The sequence below is a fragment of the Dokdonia ponticola genome, assembly GCF_042653865.1.
Taxonomy (GTDB): domain Bacteria; phylum Bacteroidota; class Bacteroidia; order Flavobacteriales; family Flavobacteriaceae; genus Dokdonia; species Dokdonia ponticola.
Window position 1 is genome coordinate 286205 of the sequence record NZ_JBHSFV010000003.1, and the last position, 21916, is coordinate 308120.

Here is a 21916-nt window from a genome sequence, read left to right on the forward strand (position 1 = left end):
TATATTTGCAAGCTAATTTTTAGTGTTCTTATGTTGTTAATAACGAATACTATTTTAATGTTCCACGTGAAACAATGAGTCTATTTCAAGATGTATATGATGTGATTGTCGTTGGCGCTGGCCATGCTGGATGTGAGGCGGCAGCAGCGGCAGCCAACATGGGAAGCAAGACCTTATTGGTGACCATGAATCTTCAAACCATAGCACAAATGTCATGTAACCCAGCGATGGGGGGCATTGCAAAAGGACAAATCGTTCGAGAGATTGACGCTATTGGAGGATATAGCGGCATCGTGTCTGATAAAACAGCCATACAATTTAAGATGCTCAACAAGTCAAAAGGTCCTGCGATGTGGAGCCCAAGAGTACAGAGTGATCGCATGCGTTTTGCAGAAGAATGGAGGTTGCGTTTAGAACACACACCTAATCTTGATTTTTATCAAGAGATGGTGAGCGGATTACTCGTTGATAAAAATAGAATTACAGGCGTAAGAACTTCACTTGGTATTGAAATTAAAGCAAAGTCTGTGGTCTTGACTAATGGAACTTTTCTTAATGGATTAATCCATATTGGAGATAAACAATTTGGTGGAGGTAGAGCAGGAGAAAGAGCGTCTACTGGAATCACAGAACAGCTTGTAGATTTTGGTTTTGATACAGGAAGAATGAAGACTGGAACTCCTCCTCGCGTTGATGGTAGATCGTTGGATTTTTCTAAAATGATTATCCAACCTGGAGATGAAATTCCAGAAAAGTTTAGCTATTCTAAAGAGACTTCTCCGCTGACTCATCAGCGTCCGTGTCATATGACATATACCTCTCCAGAAGTCCACGAATTATTGAAAGAAGGTTTTGATCGTTCACCTATGTTTAATGGTCGAATTAAATCTATTGGCCCTAGATATTGTCCGTCGATCGAAGATAAAATTCATCGATTTGCAGATAAAGATAGACATCAATTATTTGTCGAACCTGAAGGATGGGATACCTGTGAAATTTATGTAAATGGATTTTCAACATCCCTACCAGAAGATGTGCAATTTAAAGCATTGCGATCAGTTGTTGGTTTTGAAAATGTAAAGTTCTTTAGACCTGGATATGCGATAGAGTACGATTATTTTCCGCCTACACAATTAACACATACGTTAGAAACTAAGCTTGTTGATGGGTTATTTTTTGCAGGGCAGATTAATGGTACTACAGGATATGAAGAAGCCGCTTCTCAAGGATTAATGGCGGGAATGAATGCACATTTAAAAGTATATGAGAAAGATCCTTTCATGCTACAACGTGACGAAGCCTATATAGGCGTTTTAATAGACGATTTAATTACTAAAGGTACCGAAGAGCCGTATCGTATGTTTACGTCAAGAGCAGAGTACCGAACACTCTTACGTCAAGATAATGCTGACGAACGTTTAACACCTTTGTCTTATAAAGCAGGTTTAGCGTCTGAAGAACGCCTGATGATGATGGAAGAAAAAAGAGAGGCTTCAGATAAGTTGGTAAAATACTTTGAAGAAACTAGCATCCTTCCAGAGGAGGTAAATGACCTTTTAGAAGAAAGAGGGTCGTCACCGATGAAACAATCTGATAAGATGTTTAAGGTGTTTTCACGTCCTCAAATTCATTTGGACGATATTAAAAAGTTTAAAAAAGTAGCTGCGTATATAGAAGATAATGCGATTGAAAAAGACGTGCTAGAGCAAGCGGAAATTAAAGTCAAATATGCAGGCTATATCGAAAAAGAAAAGGCCAATGCTGATAAATTAAGTCGTTTAGAAAACATTAAGATTCCAGCTAATTTTGATTACAGCAAGTTAAAATCGCTTTCTTACGAAGCGAAAGAAAAACTTGAAAAAATACGTCCTGTCACCATTTCTCAAGCATCTCGTATCAGTGGTGTTTCTCCATCAGATATTAGTGTAATGCTGGTTTATATGGGCCGTTAATTTGATAATGTTTCACGTGGAACAGTAAAAAATAAATCCATATACACATAGCTACAATCTATTTTCTGTTGTAAATCTTCATTTAAAATCTATGAAAACCCCCATTCACGTAAAAGATCATGCTGTCTCTGGAGAGTCCTTTCGTTTGGAATATGATGAGCGTTTTCATATGTATATTACTTCGCCAAAACCATCCAGAGAAGCATTACCTTCTTATTATGCTAGCGAAGATTACATTTCTCATACAGATGGCAAACGATCTCTTTTTGAAAAAATATATCAGGTGGTGAAGGGAATTACGCTTTCGCGAAAGCATAAACTACTTACCTCATATCTGCCTGCTAAAGGATCATTATTAGATATTGGTGCAGGTACCGGTGATTTTTTAGAATATGTGTCCAAAAAAGGATGGGACGTTTCTGGAGTAGAACCTAGTGAAAAAGCAAGAAATCTAGCTACACAAAAAAACATACAGCTTACTGAAGCATTGCCAGAAGAAAAAACGACGTATGATGCCATTACTATGTGGCACGTTCTGGAACACGTATATGATTTAAACGAACAATTAATTTGGCTAAAAAATAATCTAAGTAGGGAAGGAGTGCTTTTTATTGCAGTCCCTAATTTTGAATCTTACGATGCCTCTTTGTACAAAACAGATTGGGCCGCCTATGATGTGCCAAGACATTTATATCATTTTTCTAGAAAAGCGATTCAATTGCTTTTTGAAGAACAAGACATGAAAGTGATTGATGTGCATCCTATGAAGTTTGATGCTTTTTATGTGAGTTTGCTTTCAGAAAAATATAGATCAGGAAAGATGAATTTTCTCAAAGCCTTTTTATCAGGATGGCGCTCTAATCAAAAAGCAACCAAAACAGGAGCCTATTCTTCATTGATTTATGTGATCAAGCATAAAGCATAAAAAAAGCGACTTTGAGAAAAGTCGCTTTTTTTTATAGATAAAACTGTTTATTGTCTAGAGAAGACAATTTCACTATTAATTGTAATACTTACTGTGATACCTTCTTCCGTTACTTCTTCCGTTACATCTTGACCTAATCTCAATGTAGTCTCAGTCAATTCAAGAATGGTAAGTTCACTCATACCTGTAGTATCTCCCACAGGAATATCAAGGTCAATATCAATAATCTCTCCGTCAATAGAAAGAATATTTCCATTACGTTCCCAAGTACCTACTTGTTGAAGATTATCAACTGAAGTTGTTTCTGTTTCAGACATTCCGTTTACAGTAAAATCTAGAACAATATCATAAGAACCTTCAGCGGTATACTCATTAGGGTTTTCAGTAAATGTAAAATCGAGATCTAAATTTTGACCTACTCCTTCAAAAGAGGTATTTATCGTTTCTCCTAAAAAGTCAAAACTAGTTGTTCCTTCATAATCTAATGAAGTGACACTCCAAGTTCCCACAAGACTAGCAGAAGTATCGCTTCCACCATCATCATCAGTGCTACAACTTACAAAAGAAGTAACTACAAACAATACCATACATAATTTTACTAATTTACTCATATTCAGATTTTTATAATTAATTTTGCAAATTAAGTGATTTTTTGTTTAAAATAAAAGGAGGTTATTTATTTTTTACTAAAAATATCAAAAAGAATGACTAAACATTAAAAATAAGCTCTTTTAAGCCTCTTTTAGCTTTAAAAGCATACATAACCACTAATAATTTCTATTTCTCTCTTAAAAACAGCTTGACGAATTCATTTTTAATAAGTGTAATCTATTGAATGTATTTTTTAGTATAAGATTTTCCTATTTTGTAAGATTTTCAGTTTTTTATGCGTAAAGCAAGTCAAACTTTCTATTTTTGCCGCAAAACACAAACACCCATGAAAAAAATTGGAATCTTACTAGTAATAGCTTTTTTAGTTATCGGATGTCAAACTGAGAAAACTGCATTTGTGAATACCGAAGAGTTATTTAAAGAGTATGCAGAGATGAATGACGTAAGAGAACGCTTTACAAAAGAAAATGATGAAATTCTTAAGGACCTAGAACTTAAGTTTCAACCCCTTCAAATTAAGCAACAACAGTTTCTTAGTAATAGCGCTACTATGAGTCCTAAAAAACAACAAGAGCGGTATCAAGAATTAGCAGCAGAAGATCAAAAATTTCAGCAAGAACGTCAGGCTAGAATAGGAAAACTTCAGGCAGATAGTCAGGCAGCGATAGATAGTGTCATCACTAAAGTAAAAGACAAAGTAAAAGAATACGGAAAAACCAATGGGTATTCTTACATCTACGGAAGCAATGATGCTGGAAGTGTTATGTATGGTAAAGAGGAGCTAGATATTACCAGTAACGTGTTAGAATACTTAAACACAGCCTATAAAAGCGCTAAAGAATAATATACACATGTAAGTATGTAAAAAGGCGATGATAACTTCATCGCCTTTTTTTATGCTTAAAAGAATGTTGATTTTTTACAAGTAAAAAACCATATAAGGCACTGTTTTAATGGTTAGACAACAACCAAACCCCCCAAATCACTACAATAAAATACCCTACAATCGTAAAAGCTCCTGCATAATCTTTAGCAATACGCTGGCCAAATAAAAGCATCAATAAAGTGATGGCAGCAGTAATAGATCCATATAATGCCATGGTAGGAATATCATGTACCGCAAGTTGATAAATTCCCACCCCAGCAAGTACCGAAGCAAGGATATCAAAAACAATTAAAATGCCCACTAAAAGGGGTACCATACTTCCTAAGAAAGTATCCTTAAAATGACCGTTTAACCAGCTTATTTGACCCTTCCAATCGAACACTTTGTCTAGTCCAGATTGTAAAAAAGTAATGATGATGAATACTAGAATTAAAATTTCGGTGATATTGGATACTAAATAGTCCATAAAGATGATTTTAAGTTTCTAAATTTATTTTTAGTAATGTCTAAAAATAGTATAAGTGATTGATTAGATCATTGTTTACGATGGAGTAATCGTGTTAATTTAATGGAAAGATCCGATAAAATAATTCTGGCATTTCCGTTACGTTCTATGTGATAAGAGGCGTCTTGAAGCTCAGAAATGATATCCATAATGTTATTTCCATGCACAAATGGAGCAAATTTACTAAGGTCAAAACCAGTTTTTGGTTCTAGGTACACTAAGGCGTCTGTTTTGTAATTTAAAAGCATGGCTTGACGGAAAAATTGTACACAATACGACAGAAAGCTTTTCTGAGTTTCACGTCCTGTTTTTGCAATAGTTTCACTCCAATCTAATAAAGATATAACCGACTCTTTTCTGCCTTTAGCCATAAAAGCCGTACGTACCCAAGTAACAAACCATTCCTCAAATTGTACATCATCTCCATCTTTATGTAAGATATGTAAAGCTACATTATAATCTCCTTGTGCTTGATGCGCTATCTTTTGGGCTTCATTTGGATCACATTCTTGCCTTGAGACGAGTGCATTTGCCAAATGTGCCTCACTTATGGCAGGAAAATGAAGTACTTGACATCTTGATTTGATGGTGTCTATGATCTGATCTTCATTTTCTGTGATGAGGATAAACAAGGTTTTTGCAGGCGGTTCTTCTATCAGTTTTAGGAGTTTATTTGCAGCAGCAGTATTCATTTTTTCTGCCATCCAAATAATCATCACTTTATAGCCACCTTCATAGGCTTTTAGCGCTAAGGCTTTATTAATATCTATGGCCTCGTCAACGCCGATTTGACCTTGTTTTTTTTCAATATCAATATGTTTATGCCATTCAAAGAGGTCTCCATAGGGATTTTCCTTTACAAATGAGCGCCACTCTGTAGCAAAGTGACTTGATGTAGGATGGCTTTTAATAGCGGTATTGGTCGCCACAGGATATGCAAAATGCAAATCAGGATGTGCTAATTGCTCAAATTTAAGATTACAAGAAGCGTTTCCTTGGGTGTTTTCTCCCTGTGTATTGCCACACAATATATATTGTGCGTAAGCAATAGCCATAGGCAAAGTGCCTGAACCTGTTTTTCCTACAAAGAGTTGGGCGTGTGCAATACGACCTGCATCCACACTTGTGGTAAGGTGATTTTTAATAAAATCTTGACCGATAACGTTTTCGAAAAGCATAGTACGCCAAATATAAAAGAATTGTTACGTAAATAAACGCTCTAACTACTATATTTGCTAGGAAACTACCTTGAACCAAGCGCACGAGATAGTTTATTAAAAAATAATTTGATTTCGAGCCAAGCTTTGGAGCATTTATAGCTCGATGATCGAGTAAAATTAAAAAATAATGAAGACAGTAGATCACTTCAATTTTGAAAATAAGAAAGCATTAATCCGTGTAGATTTTAATGTACCATTAGATGACCAACTTCAAGTAACCGATCCGACAAGGATTGAAGCGGCAAAACCAACTATTTTAAAAATTCTGGAAGATGGGGGAGCTGCTATTTTGATGTCCCACTTAGGACGTCCCAAAGCACAGGAAGATGAATTTTCTATGAAACATATTTGTAGTAAAGTTTCAGAAATTATAGGTGTCGAAGTCATATTTGTACCCAATTGTGTAGGAGACGAAGCAGAAAAAGCGGCAGCTAACCTTGAAATGGGACAGATTTTACTACTAGAAAACCTAAGATATCATAAAGAGGAGACGGCTGGTGATGTAGCTTTCGCGAAAGCATTATCAACCCTAGGAGATATTTACGTAAATGATGCCTTTGGAACCGCACACAGAGCACATGCCTCTACAACCATCATTGCGCAGTTTTTTCCAGAAAATAAATGTTTTGGAAAATTACTTTCTAAAGAAATAGAGAGTTTAGATCGCGTGCTTAACAACAGCGAAAAACCAGTACTAGCTATTCTAGGAGGCGCCAAAGTATCTTCAAAAATTACAGTGATAGAAAACATTCTTGATAAAGTAGATGCACTCATCATAGGAGGTGGGATGGCATACACATTTATCAAAGCCCAAGGCGGAAAAATTGGAGATTCCATCTGTGAAGATGATAAAATGGAGCTTGCTTTAGACATCCTAAAAGCAGCTGAAGAAAAGAATGTTACCGTTCATCTTCCTATAGACGTACTCGCTGCCGATGATTTTTCTGAAAGTGCCAACACAAAAATGGTAGATATAACGCAAATTCCAGATGGATGGCAAGGACTAGATGCAGGACCGGGCTCTACACAGCTCTTTGATGCAGTGGTGCAAAGCGCGAAGACTATCTTATGGAACGGTCCTTTAGGTGTTTTTGAAATGGCACCTTTTGCTGGCGCTACAATTGCTTTGGGAAATAGTATCGCAGACGCGACCAAAAACGGCGCATTCTCTCTTGTAGGAGGAGGGGATAGTGTATCTGCAGTGAAGCAATTTGGATTTGAACATAAAGTAAGCTACGTCTCTACTGGAGGTGGGGCGATGCTTGAAATGCTAGAAGGAAAAACATTGCCTGGTATTGCTGCAATTTTAGAGTAATAAGTAGCGACACTTAGCATATATTACTTTATAGTAATAAAATAGAATTTTAAAAAAGCACAATGTAATCGTTGTGCTTTTTTATTGGGTAAATTCACTTCCTAAGAATTGCTTAATAAAAAAATCTTAATAATTAAATAGGGTAACAAAAATCAAAAGGAGAGAACAGGGATGTGTATTAAATAAAAAACACATATAAGATGAAAAAACAAATTATTCTGTTATCTGCATTGGTATTGATGTATTCTTGTCAAACAGAGGAGCCTATAAGTCAGGAAAATGCAATGTTAACAAGCTCAGCATTACCCTTAGATGAAGACATTCAAGATTCAAATAGTAAACGTCCTATCTGGAAGTTTAATTCATCTATGCAGGCAAGTTCAACGTTTGGAATAACTGATGGTTGGGGTAACTTTACTTTAAAACGAGTAGCAGACGTAAATGGGGATGGTAGAGCTGATATCATCGGATTTGGAATCAATGATACATTTGTAGCTTTAGGAAGTTCAAATGGTACTTTTGGTTCCCCGATTCTCGCAAGTACTACTTTTGCCTATAATGACTCTTGGGGCTTTAAAAGCAGACATGTAAGCGATGTAAATGGTGATGGTAGAGCAGATATTATAGGATTTGGTAATGATGCGACATTTGTCGCTCTTGGAAATTCTAATGGTACTTTTAGTACTCCTATTTTTGCTAACTCTAACTTTGGGTCGTCAGATGGATGGCAAATTTATCCAAAAACAGTTAAGGATGTTAATGGGGACGGTAGAGCAGACATTGTAGGTTTTGGGTCTGATGACACAGTTGTTGCTTTTGGACAAGCTAATGGAACATTTTCTACCCCATTTACAGCGAGCACTAATTACGGGAGTAACGATACTTGGCAAGGTAAGCGTAGAGAAATTGCAGATGTAAATAGTGATGGTAGGGGAGATATTGTTGCTTATGGAAATGGAGGTGTTTGGATATCTCTTGCTACTACAAATGGGACGTTTAGTACTTCTTTTATGGTTTTACCAGGCCATTTTCATGATCGTCACTTTGATTTTGAACCAGTACGTATAGCAGATATAAATGGCGATAATAATATGGATATCATTTCATTAGAAAGAGATTTTGTTTATTTATATTATGGGGAAGGAGATGGAAATTTTACTTCCCCAAGAGTAAGAGCGTACGACAGATTTACATATGATGCTGGTTGGTTATCTGAGCATATACGTTATGTATCTGACGTTAATGGAGATAACAAGGCAGATATTATAGGGTTTGGAGAGAATGCCACGATAGTTTCTTTGAGTATTGACTAGTTATATTTATTATAAAATTAAATAGAAAAAGCCACTTGAAAAGGTGGCTTTTTCTGTCTTTGCACACGAATAGAAGCGACACTTATGAATAAACACTTATATTTGAAGTACGCACTATTCATACGAATTTTGTAATACCCTCGTTGTAAAAACTATGAGATTACTACAGTTATATTGTCTTATGGGGTTTTTGTTGGTTTCCGCTTTCGCGAAAGCGCAAGACACCCTATCCTATTCGTCTTTTAAGAAAAAAAATAAAGAACAGATTACAACGCTTAAAAGAGACACGATTACTGTGATTGATTCGATCACGACTACGTCTTTTGTAAACGAAACCAATAAAAGAGAACTGAAAACGACTTCGCGAGATTCTATCGTGTTTAAGCTGGAAGATGAGCCTTTTGCGGCACGCTTGGACTCTTTATGGCGCAATGAACTAGCCAGAATGGACCTTTTCGATTCTATCAATAACATGGTGCATGAGTTGGATTATAAAGAAGAAGTCTATCTAGATTTACCTACAGACACCTTAAAAAAACGACTAGCGCGCATTAATGAAAGGACTCCTTTTAATGTAGATTATAATACTTCTTTGGAAAGCGTGATAAAAAACTATTTAAAACGCCACAAACCTAGCATGGAACGATTGATGGAAGTAAGTCAGTTTTACTTCCCTATGTTTGAAGAGACGTTAGATAAGTACGACATCCCACTAGAAATGAAATATTTAGCTATTGTAGAGTCGGCATTACGACCACGTGCTAAGTCTAGAGTAGGAGCAACCGGTTTATGGCAATTTATGTTTACCACGGGAAAAATGTATGGGCTGGATGTCAACTCCTATGTAGATGAACGTATGGATCCTATCATGGCGACAGAAGCGGCGTGCCAATACCTTTCAAAGTTATATGATCTTTTTGGTGATTGGGATCTAGCTTTAGCGTCTTATAATTCAGGACCGGGTAATGTTTCAAAAGCCATACGCCGTAGTGGAGGCTATAAAAATTATTGGAACATACGCGCTAATCTTCCACGTGAAACAGCTGGATATGTCCCTGCTTTTTTAGCGACTATGTATCTTTTTGAATATGCTGAAGAACATGGATATCAACCTAAAAAAGCACCTGTCAACTATTTTCAGACAGACACGGTTCACATAAAACAATTAATTACGCTGGAGCAGGTGGCAAAAATCACGGGAGAGCCGTTAGAGGTGATTCAGTTTTTGAATCCTTCATATAAGCTGGATATTATTCCGTTTGTAGAAAAGGAGACGTATTATTTGAGGCTTCCTTCAGAAAAGATAGGCACTTTTGTGCAGAATGAGGAGGAGATATACGCTTTCGCGAAAGCGGAAATAGATCAAAGAGAAAAACCATTACCTAAGTTCACAACGGCTAGTGACCAGATTAGATATCGCGTGCGAAGTGGCGATTATTTAGGAAAAATTGCCAATAGATATGGTGTGCGCGTGAGTCAGATTAAAAAATGGAATAATTTGAGGTCTAACAACCTGAGAGTAGGACAACGCTTGACCATTTATCCTCGAAAACCTGTCACTTCGTCAACGACAACTAGTACTCCCAAAACAGTCGTCACAAATGGGAAAAAGATATATACAGTAAAGGAAGGGGACTCTCTCTGGAAGATTGCTAATAAATTTCCTGGTGTAAGTGTCAAAAATATTGAGGTTTGGAACGATATTAGTAGTAATAAACTCAAACCAGGAATGAAACTTGTGGTTTCCAAATAATAACATTCTTAAAACGCACATATCATGAAAAAATTACTCATAGCCATCTTCTCTTTAGGAGTTCTTATTTCTTGTGAAAAAACGTCAAAAACACCCTCGCTAGAAGGTTCTATAGGAAATACAAATCACGTAAAAATCGTCATGGATAAAGAGCTGTGGCAAGGACGGGTAGGAGATACTTTACGAAATATTTTAACTACACCTGTAAATGGGCTTCCACGCGAAGAACCTCTATATACTCTAGATCAAATCACCCCAGATAAGTTTACAGGGTTTGTGTCAAAAAGCAGAATTTTTATTTCTACAAAACTAGGAGAACCGGCTCTTTTTTCTGTAGAAGAAGATATAACAGCAAGAAGACAAACGGGCGTGATGATTGCTGGTCAAACCGAAGATGAGATTATAGAAATCATCAAAACCAATAAAGACAGTATTATCAAAGCGTTTAGAGAACGCGAACTAGAAGCAACTCAAATGCGTATAAGTAAGTCTTTAGAAAAAACAGACTCTCTCAAATCTACTTTTGGTATTACGATGCGTTTTCAAACAGCGTATGATTATGTGAAGCGTGACGAAAACTTCTTTTGGATGATTAAGAATATAAAAAGAAGTGGTAATATGAATATTACGGTATATGAAGTGCCTTTAAACGTGATAGATAAAGACACATTTTCTGTCGCTCGTATTGTACGAATGAGAGATTCTGTTTCTGGAAAAAATATTTCCTTGAATCAAGGTCGTTTTCTAACCGAAAGTTCTTTTGCACCTCAGTTATTTGAAACAGAAATTGACGGTCATTTTGCTTGGGAAATGAAAGGAACGTGGGAAGTAAGAGATGGACGTCTTATGGTGGGTCCTTTTTTAAACTACGCAATACGTGATGAAAAGAATAATAGATATGTTGTTGTAGAAGGCTTTATATTTTCTCCATCATTAGATCAAAGAGATAATATGTTTGAGCTAGAAGCTATTTTACGCTCTACTCGATTTATAGATAATTAATAATAGGGAATCCTAACAATACAAATCGAAAAAACCCGATGCATTGCATCGGGTTTTTTGATATACAGCTGTATATAAATTATTTTTTTTCTTCTAGTTTAGAATCGCCATCTGTATCTTCATCTTTAGAGGCTTTCTTAAATTCTTTGATTCCGCCACCAAGGCCGCGCATCATTTCTGGTATTTTCTTACCTCCAAAAAGTAATAATATTGCCAAAACAATAAGACCTATCTGCCAAGGCCCAACCATACCTAAAAATATACCTAAAAAATTCATGTCTTTGATTTTAGAAATACAAAGATACTAAAGAAATATGATGAGGCGGTTGTATAGGGAGATTTTTAAGACTTTAGATAGTATATTTGTAAGCATATGTCACGTACTAAAGGCGAAAAAAAAGCGATTGCAAAAAAACTCCTGCATAAGTACAGGCTTGTTATCTTGAACGAAGATACGTTTGAAGAACGCGTATCTTTCAAGTTAACAAGGCTTAACGTATTTATTCTGGTTGGGATTTCGGCCATTGTTCTCATTGCATTGACCACCTTACTCATTGCATTTACCCCTCTACGCGAGTATATTCCAGGCTATTCTAGTACAAAACTTAAAAAACAAGCCTTTGATTTAAAGAGAAAAACAGATTCATTAGCGACAGTCATAGCCATTAATGATCAACAATATGCCTCTATAAAAAAGGTGCTAACAGGAGATTTAAAAACCATAGAATTTAATAAGGACTCCATACAAGATAAAGAAATAGAGGTAGCAGATATTACCATCCAACCTTCAAAAGAAGACTCCTTACTCAGAGCTACAGTAGAAGCACAGGATAAGTACAATCTTTTTGAAACGGCAACTCGATCGGCAGATTTTGCTCTTTTTCCACCTGTCAAAGGAATGATTACAGCTGGATTTGATAGTGATTCCAAACATTATGCGGTAGATGTGGTTACAGAAAAAGACGAGCCAGTAAAAGCCGCTGCCGATGGCACAGTTATTTTTGCTTCTTGGACAGCAGACACAGGACATGTCATCATTATAGAACACCAAAATGATCTTATTACCGCTTATAAACACAATGCTTCTCTATCAAAACAGCAAGGAGATCTTGTGAAAGCAGGGGAGGTCATCGCGATTGTAGGAAATACAGGCGAATTGACCACAGGGCCGCATTTACATTTTGAATTATGGAACAATGGATATCCAATAAATCCAATTAATTATATAGATTTTAAATAAGATGTCTCTCAAATCCTTTGCTGCAAAAATATTCGCATCGCGTATCCAGCGAAAAATAGACAAATGGTCTTCTAACCCTATTGCCACACAAGAAAAGGTGTTTAAATACCTAATAGACGCAGCTCAGTATACCGAATTTGGAAATGATCATCATTTTGATAAAATTCAGTCGCATGAAGACTTTGTACGTGAAGTTCCTGTAAGAGATTATGAGGAACTACGCCTCTATATAGATCGCGTTGTTGCTGGTGAGCCCGATATTGTATGGCCTGGAAAGCCGTTATATTTTGCAAAGACCTCAGGGACGACCTCTGGCGCAAAATATATTCCGCTTACCAAAGACAGTATGCGTACACATCCAGATACTGCCCGTAATGCTATTTTATGTTACATCGCAGAGACTGGAAACACAGGTTTTGTAGATGGTAAAATGATCTTTTTACAAGGAAGCCCTGAAGTAGAAGAAAAAAACGGCATCAAAGTCGGTAGACTTTCTGGTATTGTAGCGCACTACGTACCTAACTATCTCCAAAAAAACAGACTTCCTAGTTGGGAGACCAATTGTATTGACGATTGGGAAACAAAGGTGGACGCTATTGTGGAAGAAACCATTGACCAAGACATGACTATCATCAGTGGCATCCCTTCTTGGGTACAAATGTACTTTGAGAAGCTCATACAGAAGTCAAACAAGCCCGTAGGCGACCTTTTTAAGAACTTTAACCTCTTCATATACGGAGGGGTCAACTATGAGCCCTACCGCGCGAAATTTGAAAATTTAATAGGACGCCGAGTAGATAGTATCGAATTATATCCTGCCAGTGAAGGTTTTTTTGCCTTTCAAGACAAGCAAGGAGAAAAAGGCATGCTCCTACAGCTCGATAATGGCATTTTTTACGAGTTTATAAAAGCGGATTCTTTTTTTGAAGAAAACCCACAACGCATCACCTTAAAAGATGTGGAGGTGGGCGTAAATTATGTAATGATTATTTCTACGAGTGCTGGATTATGGGGCTATAATATAGGAGATACGGTGATTTTTACATCTACAAAACCGTATCGAATTCTCGTTTCAGGGAGGATTAAGCATTTTATTTCGGCTTTTGGAGAACATGTCATTGGAAAAGAAGTAGAACACGCCCTGCAAGAAGCGATACAAGGCACGACGATTCGTATTAATGAATTTACCGTGGCGCCCCAAATAACCCCTCAAGAAGGATTGCCGTACCACGAGTGGTTTATTGAATTTGAAAATGAGGCGGAGGATTTGTCCGCTTTCGCGAAAGCAATAGACACCTCTTTACAATCTCAAAACTCTTATTATTACGACCTTATCGCAGGAAATGTTTTACAACCGCTTAAAATCTCCAAAGTCACACCTGGCGGATTTAATGAGTATATGAAATCTATAGGAAAACTAGGAGGACAGAATAAAATCCCGCGACTTTCTAATGATCGTAAAATCGCAGATCGATTACCGATTATTTAAGTATCTTTGACCTTTAATATGAGTATATTAAAAAAACAAGGGCGTACAAGAGCACAAGAGAGTAGCAGCGCCATCGAACGCATGTACATTACCATGCGCCATCTTTTCAACCGAGGTTTCTATAAACCTATGGGAGTCTCTGGAGAAACACTCCGAGAAGCATTACTGATTTTACGACCTGAAATTTATGGCTCTATCGCTGAAGAAAAAGTAGAGCTAGACGGACTGTTGTATGTGATAGACAGACTTCCTGAAAGAATAGAAGAGTGTCGGTTTATTAATTTAACCAGTGATGAAGGCTATAAGAATAGCCTCTTTGAGCCTATTATTCCGCGTAAGCGTAGACGTAATTGTTACAGAATTGATGAAGAGCAAATGAATATTGAAATCACTAGAGGACGCTCTGAGATTTATGATATTCTGACACATCTCACGTTTTTATTTATAGAATCTCATAAAATCATGAATCGTGTTTTGATCAATGACAGAGGAGATTTGACAAGAGATTGGGAAAAATTAGAAAAAGCAGTACTCTCTGACGAGGAGTTTACACAAAAAGAAAGAGAAGTTGCTATTACCCACACCGCAAATATTCTGGGAAGAACATTTCAAGAGGTAAGTGAAGCGGCTCCTTTATTCAACACCAAAAATAATTCCAGACGTTTTTTAGAAATCATCTATTGGTTAGGCAAACTAGCCATTGCAGAGATGACAAAAGACAATAAACGAACGGTAACCTTTAGCCCTGTATTAAGAGAGCGTTTAGGACATCATATACACGGTGAAATATGGGCGCAAAACATTAAAAAGACGCTTAAAGAAAACGGCCTTATCCATAGACCTATTCATATCATTAGTGCCAATATGCACAGTGTGATGAATACCATATATGCCCCAGTAGCATTAAAAACAGAGCTTAAAAAAGGGTCAAAACTAGACGTTTACGAACTTTTAAGTGATGAGAAAAATGAAAAATTAAGAAACAAAGTAGAGAAGGCTGCTATTCAAAACGGAATGATTTACGTAGCCGATGAAAGCGGTACAAATATCAATGTACAAATTTTTGATATGTGTAAACTTGCTATCAAGGATAACCAATTTTGTGATCAAACCACGCAACCAAATGACCCTCCAGTCATCTTAGTAATGGATTATGCGTTTGGTGAGCAAGCGTATGAAACGATGGAGGAGTTGCTAAAACCCTTTAACGAACTGGATAACACTACGTATCTTGATGTGCGATCTGTGTCTATCATGGGGAAAGCAGGAATACTAGATGGAGGTAAAGGAGATATCATGATCCCTTCTGCGCATCTTTTTGAGGGTACAGCAGATAACTATCCATTTAAGAATGCCCTTAAAAAAGAAGATTTAGAAGGCAATGGGTTACGCGTTTTTGAAGGAGCTATGGTAACAGTGCTTGGAACCTCATTACAAAATCGAGATATTTTAAAATTCTTTTATGATAGTACCTGGAATGTGATAGGATTAGAAATGGAGGGGGCTCATTATCAAAAAGCCATACAAGCAGCGTCCAAGTTACGTGGAAATATTCAGGAAGATGTAGAAGTACTATATGCGTATTATGCATCGGATAATCCATTAGAAACAGGAAGTACACTTGCCTCTGGAGGATTAGGAACAACAGGGGTAAAACCTACATATTTAATTACAGAAAAGATATTACATCATATCTATAAATTATAACTACCAAAAACCAAAAGTACATGAGTGCACCGCAACCCGCATCCAATGTTGATCAGGAAATGGATCTGAAAGATATTTTCACGCTTTTTCAGCGAACATTTTACAAGTTTTTAGCACTTTGCTTTAAGGCAGTAGACTTCACATTCAAGTTTTGGTGGATCATCTTATTACTTATTATTGCAGGAGCCACACTTGGTTTTTTCTCCAAAGGGAAACCTACCTATAGATCTGAAGTTGTTGTGCAATCTAATTTTGATAGCCAAGCATATCTGTATAATGCTATCAAGCAGTTTGACGAAAATCTATCCGAAAAAGATAGTGTGTTTTTAAGAAGCGTAGACTTATCGATAGAAAACATACCTATAAAATCTGTAGAGATAAAACCTGTGATAGATGTAATGAGTCTTGTGGAAGAGTTGAAAATTTCTGATAGAACTTTTGGAACCATTATCAAAGAATTAGAAGTAAATGATGAGGAAGAGTTATTTGCATCAGATCGCTTTTACACAAATTACAAGTATCACAAATTGATCATTGATCTAAGAAGCGAAGAGGCAAAAACAGAAATAGCTAAGGTAATCGATTATGTAAATAATAAGCCGTTCATACAACGTATCAAAGAAGAGCGTATCCAAAATATAAAGGAACGTATAAAGCAAAATGAATCGATTATGGTTCAATCTGACGCATTGGTAGAAAGTTACACAAAGAGTGCAGACCTCTCTAGTCAGATTTCTAATGAAAAACTCTCCTTTTTTAATAACTCCAACACGCTTAACATAAATGGAGTTTTGACATTTAAAAACACTCTTGCTATAGAAACAGAACAGCTTAGAAATGATCTAGCTGAGTCTTTAGATGCCGTCGTAGTTATAAGTGACTTACAAACAGCAAAACAAGAATCTTTTAAAGACAGAAAAGAAATTATTTATCCTGTCCTATTTGTATTTATATTCTTATTTTTTGCAGGAGTTCGTTACACTTATTTTTCATTAAGAAGAGAAGTAGAGTCACAAAACTTATTGGATTAATTGAAGAGATTCTTTGTCAAAATAAACAGTATGACTAAAACAGCATTAATAACAGGAGTTACAGGACAAGATGGTGCGTATTTAAGCGAGTTTCTTCTTAAAAAAGGGTATATAGTTCACGGGATTAAAAGGAGATCTTCTCTATTTAATACAGATCGAATAGATCATTTATACCAAGACCCTCACGTAGATCATCGTAATTTCTTTTTGCATTATGGAGATCTTACAGACAGCTCTAACCTATTACGTATTATTCAGGAGGTACAACCTGATGAGATTTATAATTTAGGAGCGATGAGTCATGTTCAGGTTTCTTTTGAAATGCCAGAATATACCGCCAATGTAGATGGACTAGGCGCATTGAGAATACTAGAATCGGTACGTGCCTTAGGACTAGAAAAAAAGACAAAAATTTATCAAGCCTCTACTTCCGAACTTTATGGAAAAGTGCAAGAAGTACCACAAACGGAGAATACTCCTTTTTACCCAAGAAGTCCGTATGCAGTGGCCAAAATGTATGCCTATTGGGCAACAGTAAACTATCGCGAAGCATATGGTATGTTTGCGTGTAATGGAATTCTTTTTAATCATGAATCCCCTATCCGAGGAGAAACCTTTGTGACACGTAAAATTACACGAGCTACTTCTAGGATAGGATTAGGGTTGCAAGAAAAAATGTACCTCGGAAACCTAGATGCAAAGCGTGATTGGGGGCATGCAAAAGACTATGTAAAAATGATGTGGATGATCCTTCAGGCAGAGGAGGCTGAGGATTGGGTCATAGCAACAGGCACCACAACTCCCGTCAGAGAATTTATAAAAATGGCATTTCATTGCATTGGGGTCACCCTAGAATTTAAAGGAGAAGGCGTCGATGAAAAAGGAATTGTAATAGCTTCAGAAAACCCTGATTATCCTGTCAAAATAGGACAAGAAGTCGTGGCGGTAGATGAAAAATACTTTAGGCCTACCGAAGTTGATTTATTGATTGGAGATGCCACAAAAGCCTATGAAAAACTAGGGTGGAAACCAGCATATACCTTACAAGAACTGGTTCACGATATGATGAAAAGTGATATTAATTTGATGAAGAAAGACAGCTATCTTAAAGAAGGAGGATACACAACCTTAAACTACTTTGAATAGCCTATGAATAAGGATGCAAAAATATATATTGCGGGACATCGTGGGTTGGTAGGAAGTGCGATTAAAGGAGATTTAGAAAAAAAAGGATATACCAACCTTATCTATAAAACTCATAAAGAACTAGACTTAACCAATACCGCTGCCGTTACTGCTTTTTTTGAAAAAGAACAACCCGAATATGTGTTTTTAGCTGCAGCAAAAGTAGGAGGGATCGTCGCAAATAATACCTACAGAGCCGATTTTATATATACCAATTTGATGATTCAGAATAATGTGATTCATCAAAGCTATCTCAGCGGTGTTAAGAAGTTACTTTTTTTAGGGAGTACCTGTATTTACCCAAAACAAGCACCACAACCCATGCCGGAGGATAGTCTGCTTACAGGTCCGTTAGAATATACGAACGAGCCGTATGCCATTGCAAAGATCGCAGGTATAAAAATGTGTGAAAGCTATAATATACAGTACGGCACGAACTTTCTTTCGGTCATGCCTACCAATTTGTATGGGTATAATGACAATTTTGACCTAGAAAAATCCCATGTATTACCAGCGCTTATCCGGAAGATGCATTTGGCAAAGCTACTCTCTGAAGGAAAAAAAGAAGCAGTAATGCGGGATCTTGGGGTGTCCGCTTTCGCGAAAGCGGAAGAAACCCTAAAAAAATATGGAGTTTCAGGAACCTCGGTCGAAATATGGGGAACAGGAGCGCCTCGCAGAGAGTTTTTATGGAGTCAAGACATGGCAAATGCCTGTGTCTTCATTATGGAAAACACCAACTTTGCCGATGTAACACCTGAAGGTGACGTTAGAAATACACACATTAATATTGGGACAGGCGAAGATATTTCTATCAAAGAATTGGCACAGATCATCCAGAAAATAGTAGGCTTTACAGGACAACTTACCTTTAATACCTCAAAACCTGATGGTACCTTACGTAAACTGACCGATGTATCAAAGCTACATGGCTTGGGATGGAAACATAAAGTTCCATTAGAAGAAGGTGTAGCACGATTGTATGCATGGTACCTAGAAAAGCAATAAATGTTTAAAGTAAAGGAACTTTTTTCTAACCAAGGTGTAGGCAGGTATTTTACAAATACGGCATGGCTTCTTGCAGAAAAAGGATTGCGTATTATAGATGCTTTTTTTATTGGAATATGGCTGGCTCGTTATTTAGGTCCTGATGATTTTGGAATATTAAGCTATGCAGAATCATTTGTATATCTATTTGCTGCTTTTGCTACTTTAGGATTGGACCAAATTGTAGTTAGAGAGCTCGTAAAAGATAGTTCAAAAAGAGATGAGATATTAGGCACTACACTTGGATTAAGGCTTATAGGCTTTGTGGTGATGTTTGCAGGGATTGTTTTTGTTACACGCCTTCTAGATAATACAACTATTAAAAATACTATGGTCATGGTGATTGCGCTGACCATATTTTTTCAGAGTATTAGGGGCGTTGATTTTTACTTTCAAAGCAAAGTGCTTAGTAAGTACACCGTTATAAGTAATTTTGTAGCAGTTGGTGTGCTAAGTATTGTAAAAGTGATTCTTATCCTTTCTAAAGCGCCACTTATATATTTTGCATACGCCTTAGTGCTAGAATGGATTCTCATATCTATAGGATATATTATTTCTTATATGCATCATAAAAAGTCATTTTTAAAATGGCGTTTTAAGTGGTCTATTGCAAAGAGTTTATTGAAGAAAAGCTGGTTTTTAATTATAGGGTCTGTTGCTGCGGCACTCTATATGAAGATTGATCAAGTGATGATTGATGAAATACTTGATGAACGCTCTGTAGGGTTGTATAGTGTTGCTGTAAAAATGACGAGTATATGGATTTTTGTGACGGTGGCGATCACACAATCTGTTTTTCCATCGTTAGTGAGTATGCGTAAAAAAGATAAAACATTGTTTCTAAAAAGGCTACAGCAACTCTATGACGTTTTAATAAAAATTGCAGTGGTTGTCTCTATTCTTTATACGATTTTTGCGAGCTATTTTGTGCCACTTTTGTTCGGAAGTGAATATACAGAGAGTAGTCATATATTAGTACTTTATATCTGGTCTATCGTTTTTGTATTCTTAAGTAATGGTTCTTGGGGATATTATTTAAATGAAAATCTAGAAAAATTTTCTAGTATACGGCTCGTTACAGGAGCGATTGTCAACATATCGCTCAATGTATTTTTTATAGAATGGTACGGACTTATTGGTGCTGCCTATGCAACATTAATATCGTATGCTATTTCGGGATACTTTGTAAATGCGCTATTTAAAAAGACCAGAATAAATTTTTATTTACAAACCAGAGCGTTTTTAAATATCTTTAAATTAAACACGTGGATACATCCATTATGAGTGAAGAATTAAAAGTAAAAGATTTAACAACTATTGAGTTTTCTATAGATAAAGTATGCACTTTATATTTCTATGAAGATAGGGTACTACGAGGAGTGCATCCTGAGTATGTCGATCAAGTAAAAGAGATGTTTGACAGTGGGATGATGCAAGAGCTGGTAGACAAACAACTTTTTGTCAACACGTGGATTTCTGACACAAAGATTGAAGGATATGAACTCGTTATAGAACATGAACGTATCCCGTACTGGAACTATCCTTACGAATGGTCTTTTACGATGCTTCACAGAGCTGCAAATGTGGTTTTAGATGCCAATGAAGTTGTAAATAAGTATGGCTATGAACTTTTTGATGTACACGCATTTAATGTCGTGTATGATATGGCGAGGCCTATCTATGTTGATTTTGGAAGTATCTTAAAAAGAGATGATAAAAACGGTAAAAGCTGGTCTGGATACCTCAACTTTTATAATTCATTTTACATGCCTTTGTATTTATACAATAAAGGGTTTTCAGACCTTTCTAACAGCATCTTTTTATATAATGGCTTTTTTAGTGACCAAGACTTATTTCAGTTAAGGCATAAATACGCGAGCTTCTTTGGAAGAAAAATAGCGAATTTACTTTTTAAAGTTCATAACAATACGAGACGCCTTTCTGTGGCTAGGTACCGTCGCGTTATGGATAAGTATGGAGGACACAAGCATATTGACAAGCTACTTGCATTTAAAAAATTCTATCAAAATAAATTTACGACAAAAAAAGCACGTAGGTTAATTAACAGTGTTGATAAGAGTCGAATAGACTCGTATTGGAAAGATTATCACAATGATAAAAACCCGTCAAGTGATGCTCGGTTTTTACGCATCACAGAACTTATTAAAACCAAACTACAAGACGCTTCTTCCTTAATCGAACTGGCTTCGAATCAAGGGAAATTTGCAAATTATGTGTTAGAAAGTACACAGATTGAGAAGATCATTGCCACTGACTATGATAAAAATGCACTAGACCGTATCTTTATTAATAACGAAAATAGGAAAGATGTACTCCCTCTAGTATATGATTTTGTAAGGCCTAATAACAGGAGTAACACACTCAAAATAGACCAAAGAATCAGTGCAGATATCGTGATGGCACTCGCAGTGACACATCATTTGATTTTGACTCAGGATGTGAGCTTAGATCATATTTTTAAGGTGCTTGCGTCTCTTACAAATAAGTATATTATTGTAGAGTTTATGCCTTTAGGTCTTTATTTTGGAGACATGGATGCTATTCCAGCGTTCCCAGAGTATTATACATTAGAGTGGTTTAGGGATGCATTTTCTGAGAAGTTTGAGCATATATTAGATGAAGAAGTCGCCATTAATAGGCATTTATTCATCGGGAAGCTGAAAGAGTAAGCTTTCGCGAAAGCGAATACAGCATTCTCAATAAGCAATAATAG

Annotated in this window: 19 protein-coding genes; 15 read left to right on the forward strand and 4 right to left on the reverse strand. The window is 36.5% G+C overall.

The window, feature by feature from the left end:
* Positions 1-74: 74 nt before the first annotated feature.
* Positions 75-1952 (forward strand): tRNA uridine-5-carboxymethylaminomethyl(34) synthesis enzyme MnmG, encoded by a 1878-nt coding sequence (gene mnmG, locus ACFO3O_RS07530; protein WP_379977978.1) that lies wholly within the window; start codon positions 75-77, stop codon positions 1950-1952.
* Between the two features lie 91 nt (positions 1953-2043).
* Positions 2044-2877: a class I SAM-dependent methyltransferase gene (locus ACFO3O_RS07535; RefSeq protein ID WP_379977979.1), complete on the forward strand. Its 834-nt coding sequence runs from the start codon at positions 2044-2046 to the stop codon at positions 2875-2877.
* A 47-nt stretch (positions 2878-2924) separates the two neighbouring features.
* Here ACFO3O_RS07535 and ACFO3O_RS07540 read toward each other — a convergent pair whose 3' ends face one another.
* A complete protein-coding gene (locus tag ACFO3O_RS07540) occupies positions 2925-3488 on the reverse strand; it encodes a lipocalin family protein (RefSeq protein WP_379977980.1) in 564 nt (187 codons plus the stop codon).
* Between the two features lie 326 nt (positions 3489-3814).
* Between ACFO3O_RS07540 and ACFO3O_RS07545 the strand changes: the two genes are divergently transcribed.
* The gene (locus ACFO3O_RS07545; RefSeq protein ID WP_379977981.1) at positions 3815-4333 is read left to right on the forward strand and encodes an OmpH/Skp family outer membrane protein; all 519 of its coding nucleotides are present in this window, start codon (positions 3815-3817) and stop codon (positions 4331-4333) included.
* A gap of 106 nt (positions 4334-4439) precedes the next feature.
* Here ACFO3O_RS07545 and ACFO3O_RS07550 read toward each other — a convergent pair whose 3' ends face one another.
* Together ACFO3O_RS07550 and ACFO3O_RS07555 are read right to left on the reverse strand one after the other, a co-directional pair.
* Complete coding sequence (locus tag ACFO3O_RS07550; RefSeq protein ID WP_379977982.1) at positions 4440-4841, reverse strand: DoxX family protein; 402 nt, start codon at positions 4839-4841, stop codon at positions 4440-4442.
* 68 nt (positions 4842-4909) lie between these two features.
* Positions 4910-6058, reverse strand: a complete 1149-nt coding sequence (locus tag ACFO3O_RS07555) for a DNA polymerase III subunit (RefSeq protein ID WP_379977983.1) — start codon at positions 6056-6058, stop codon at positions 4910-4912.
* Positions 6059-6227: 169 nt separating this feature from the next.
* On the opposite strand from ACFO3O_RS07555, the gene ACFO3O_RS07560 reads away from it, so the two are divergent.
* The 4 genes from ACFO3O_RS07560 (at position 6228) to ACFO3O_RS07575 (ending at position 11483) form a co-directional block, all read left to right on the forward strand.
* Positions 6228-7415 carry a phosphoglycerate kinase gene (locus ACFO3O_RS07560; RefSeq protein ID WP_379977984.1) on the forward strand — a complete coding sequence of 396 codons (1188 nt, stop codon included), beginning with the start codon at positions 6228-6230 and terminating at the stop codon, positions 7413-7415.
* Between the two features lie 200 nt (positions 7416-7615).
* The gene (locus tag ACFO3O_RS07565) at positions 7616-8728 is read left to right on the forward strand and encodes an FG-GAP repeat domain-containing protein (protein WP_379977985.1); all 1113 of its coding nucleotides are present in this window, start codon (positions 7616-7618) and stop codon (positions 8726-8728) included.
* Between the two features lie 154 nt (positions 8729-8882).
* Positions 8883-10481, forward strand: a complete 1599-nt coding sequence (locus ACFO3O_RS07570; RefSeq protein WP_379977986.1) for a lytic transglycosylase domain-containing protein — start codon at positions 8883-8885, stop codon at positions 10479-10481.
* A 24-nt stretch (positions 10482-10505) separates the two neighbouring features.
* A complete protein-coding gene (locus ACFO3O_RS07575) occupies positions 10506-11483 on the forward strand; it encodes a DUF4837 family protein (RefSeq protein ID WP_379977987.1) in 978 nt (325 codons plus the stop codon).
* Between the two features lie 79 nt (positions 11484-11562).
* Here the strand turns inward: ACFO3O_RS07575 and ACFO3O_RS07580 are convergent, their stop codons facing one another.
* Positions 11563-11760, reverse strand: coding sequence for a Sec-independent protein translocase subunit TatA/TatB (locus ACFO3O_RS07580; protein WP_379977988.1), 198 nt, complete (start codon positions 11758-11760; stop codon positions 11563-11565).
* 96 nt (positions 11761-11856) lie between these two features.
* On the opposite strand from ACFO3O_RS07580, the gene ACFO3O_RS07585 reads away from it, so the two are divergent.
* The 8 genes from ACFO3O_RS07585 to ACFO3O_RS07620 are packed head-to-tail and all read left to right on the forward strand — an operon-like array spanning position 11857 to position 21872.
* On the forward strand, positions 11857-12723 hold the full coding sequence (locus ACFO3O_RS07585) for a M23 family metallopeptidase (RefSeq protein ID WP_379977989.1): 867 nt from the start codon (positions 11857-11859) through the stop codon (positions 12721-12723).
* A gap of 1 nt (position 12724) precedes the next feature.
* On the forward strand, positions 12725-14212 hold the full coding sequence (locus ACFO3O_RS07590; RefSeq protein ID WP_379977990.1) for a GH3 auxin-responsive promoter family protein: 1488 nt from the start codon (positions 12725-12727) through the stop codon (positions 14210-14212).
* An 18-nt stretch (positions 14213-14230) separates the two neighbouring features.
* Complete coding sequence (locus ACFO3O_RS07595) at positions 14231-15919, forward strand: DUF6909 family protein (protein WP_379977991.1); 1689 nt, start codon at positions 14231-14233, stop codon at positions 15917-15919.
* A 20-nt stretch (positions 15920-15939) separates the two neighbouring features.
* Positions 15940-16950: a YveK family protein gene (locus ACFO3O_RS07600; protein WP_379977992.1), complete on the forward strand. Its 1011-nt coding sequence runs from the start codon at positions 15940-15942 to the stop codon at positions 16948-16950.
* 30 nt (positions 16951-16980) lie between these two features.
* On the forward strand, positions 16981-18096 hold the full coding sequence (gmd, locus tag ACFO3O_RS07605; RefSeq protein ID WP_379977993.1) for a GDP-mannose 4,6-dehydratase: 1116 nt from the start codon (positions 16981-16983) through the stop codon (positions 18094-18096).
* A 3-nt stretch (positions 18097-18099) separates the two neighbouring features.
* Positions 18100-19143, forward strand: coding sequence for a GDP-L-fucose synthase family protein (locus ACFO3O_RS07610; protein ID WP_379977994.1), 1044 nt, complete (start codon positions 18100-18102; stop codon positions 19141-19143).
* On the forward strand, positions 19144-20466 hold the full coding sequence (locus tag ACFO3O_RS07615) for a flippase (protein ID WP_379977995.1): 1323 nt from the start codon (positions 19144-19146) through the stop codon (positions 20464-20466). It abuts the gene before it with no gap.
* Positions 20448-21872 (forward strand): hypothetical protein, encoded by a 1425-nt coding sequence (locus ACFO3O_RS07620; RefSeq protein ID WP_379977996.1) that lies wholly within the window; start codon positions 20448-20450, stop codon positions 21870-21872. The genes ACFO3O_RS07615 and ACFO3O_RS07620 overlap by 19 nt, the downstream gene beginning before the upstream one ends.
* Positions 21873-21916: the final 44 nt, after the last annotated feature.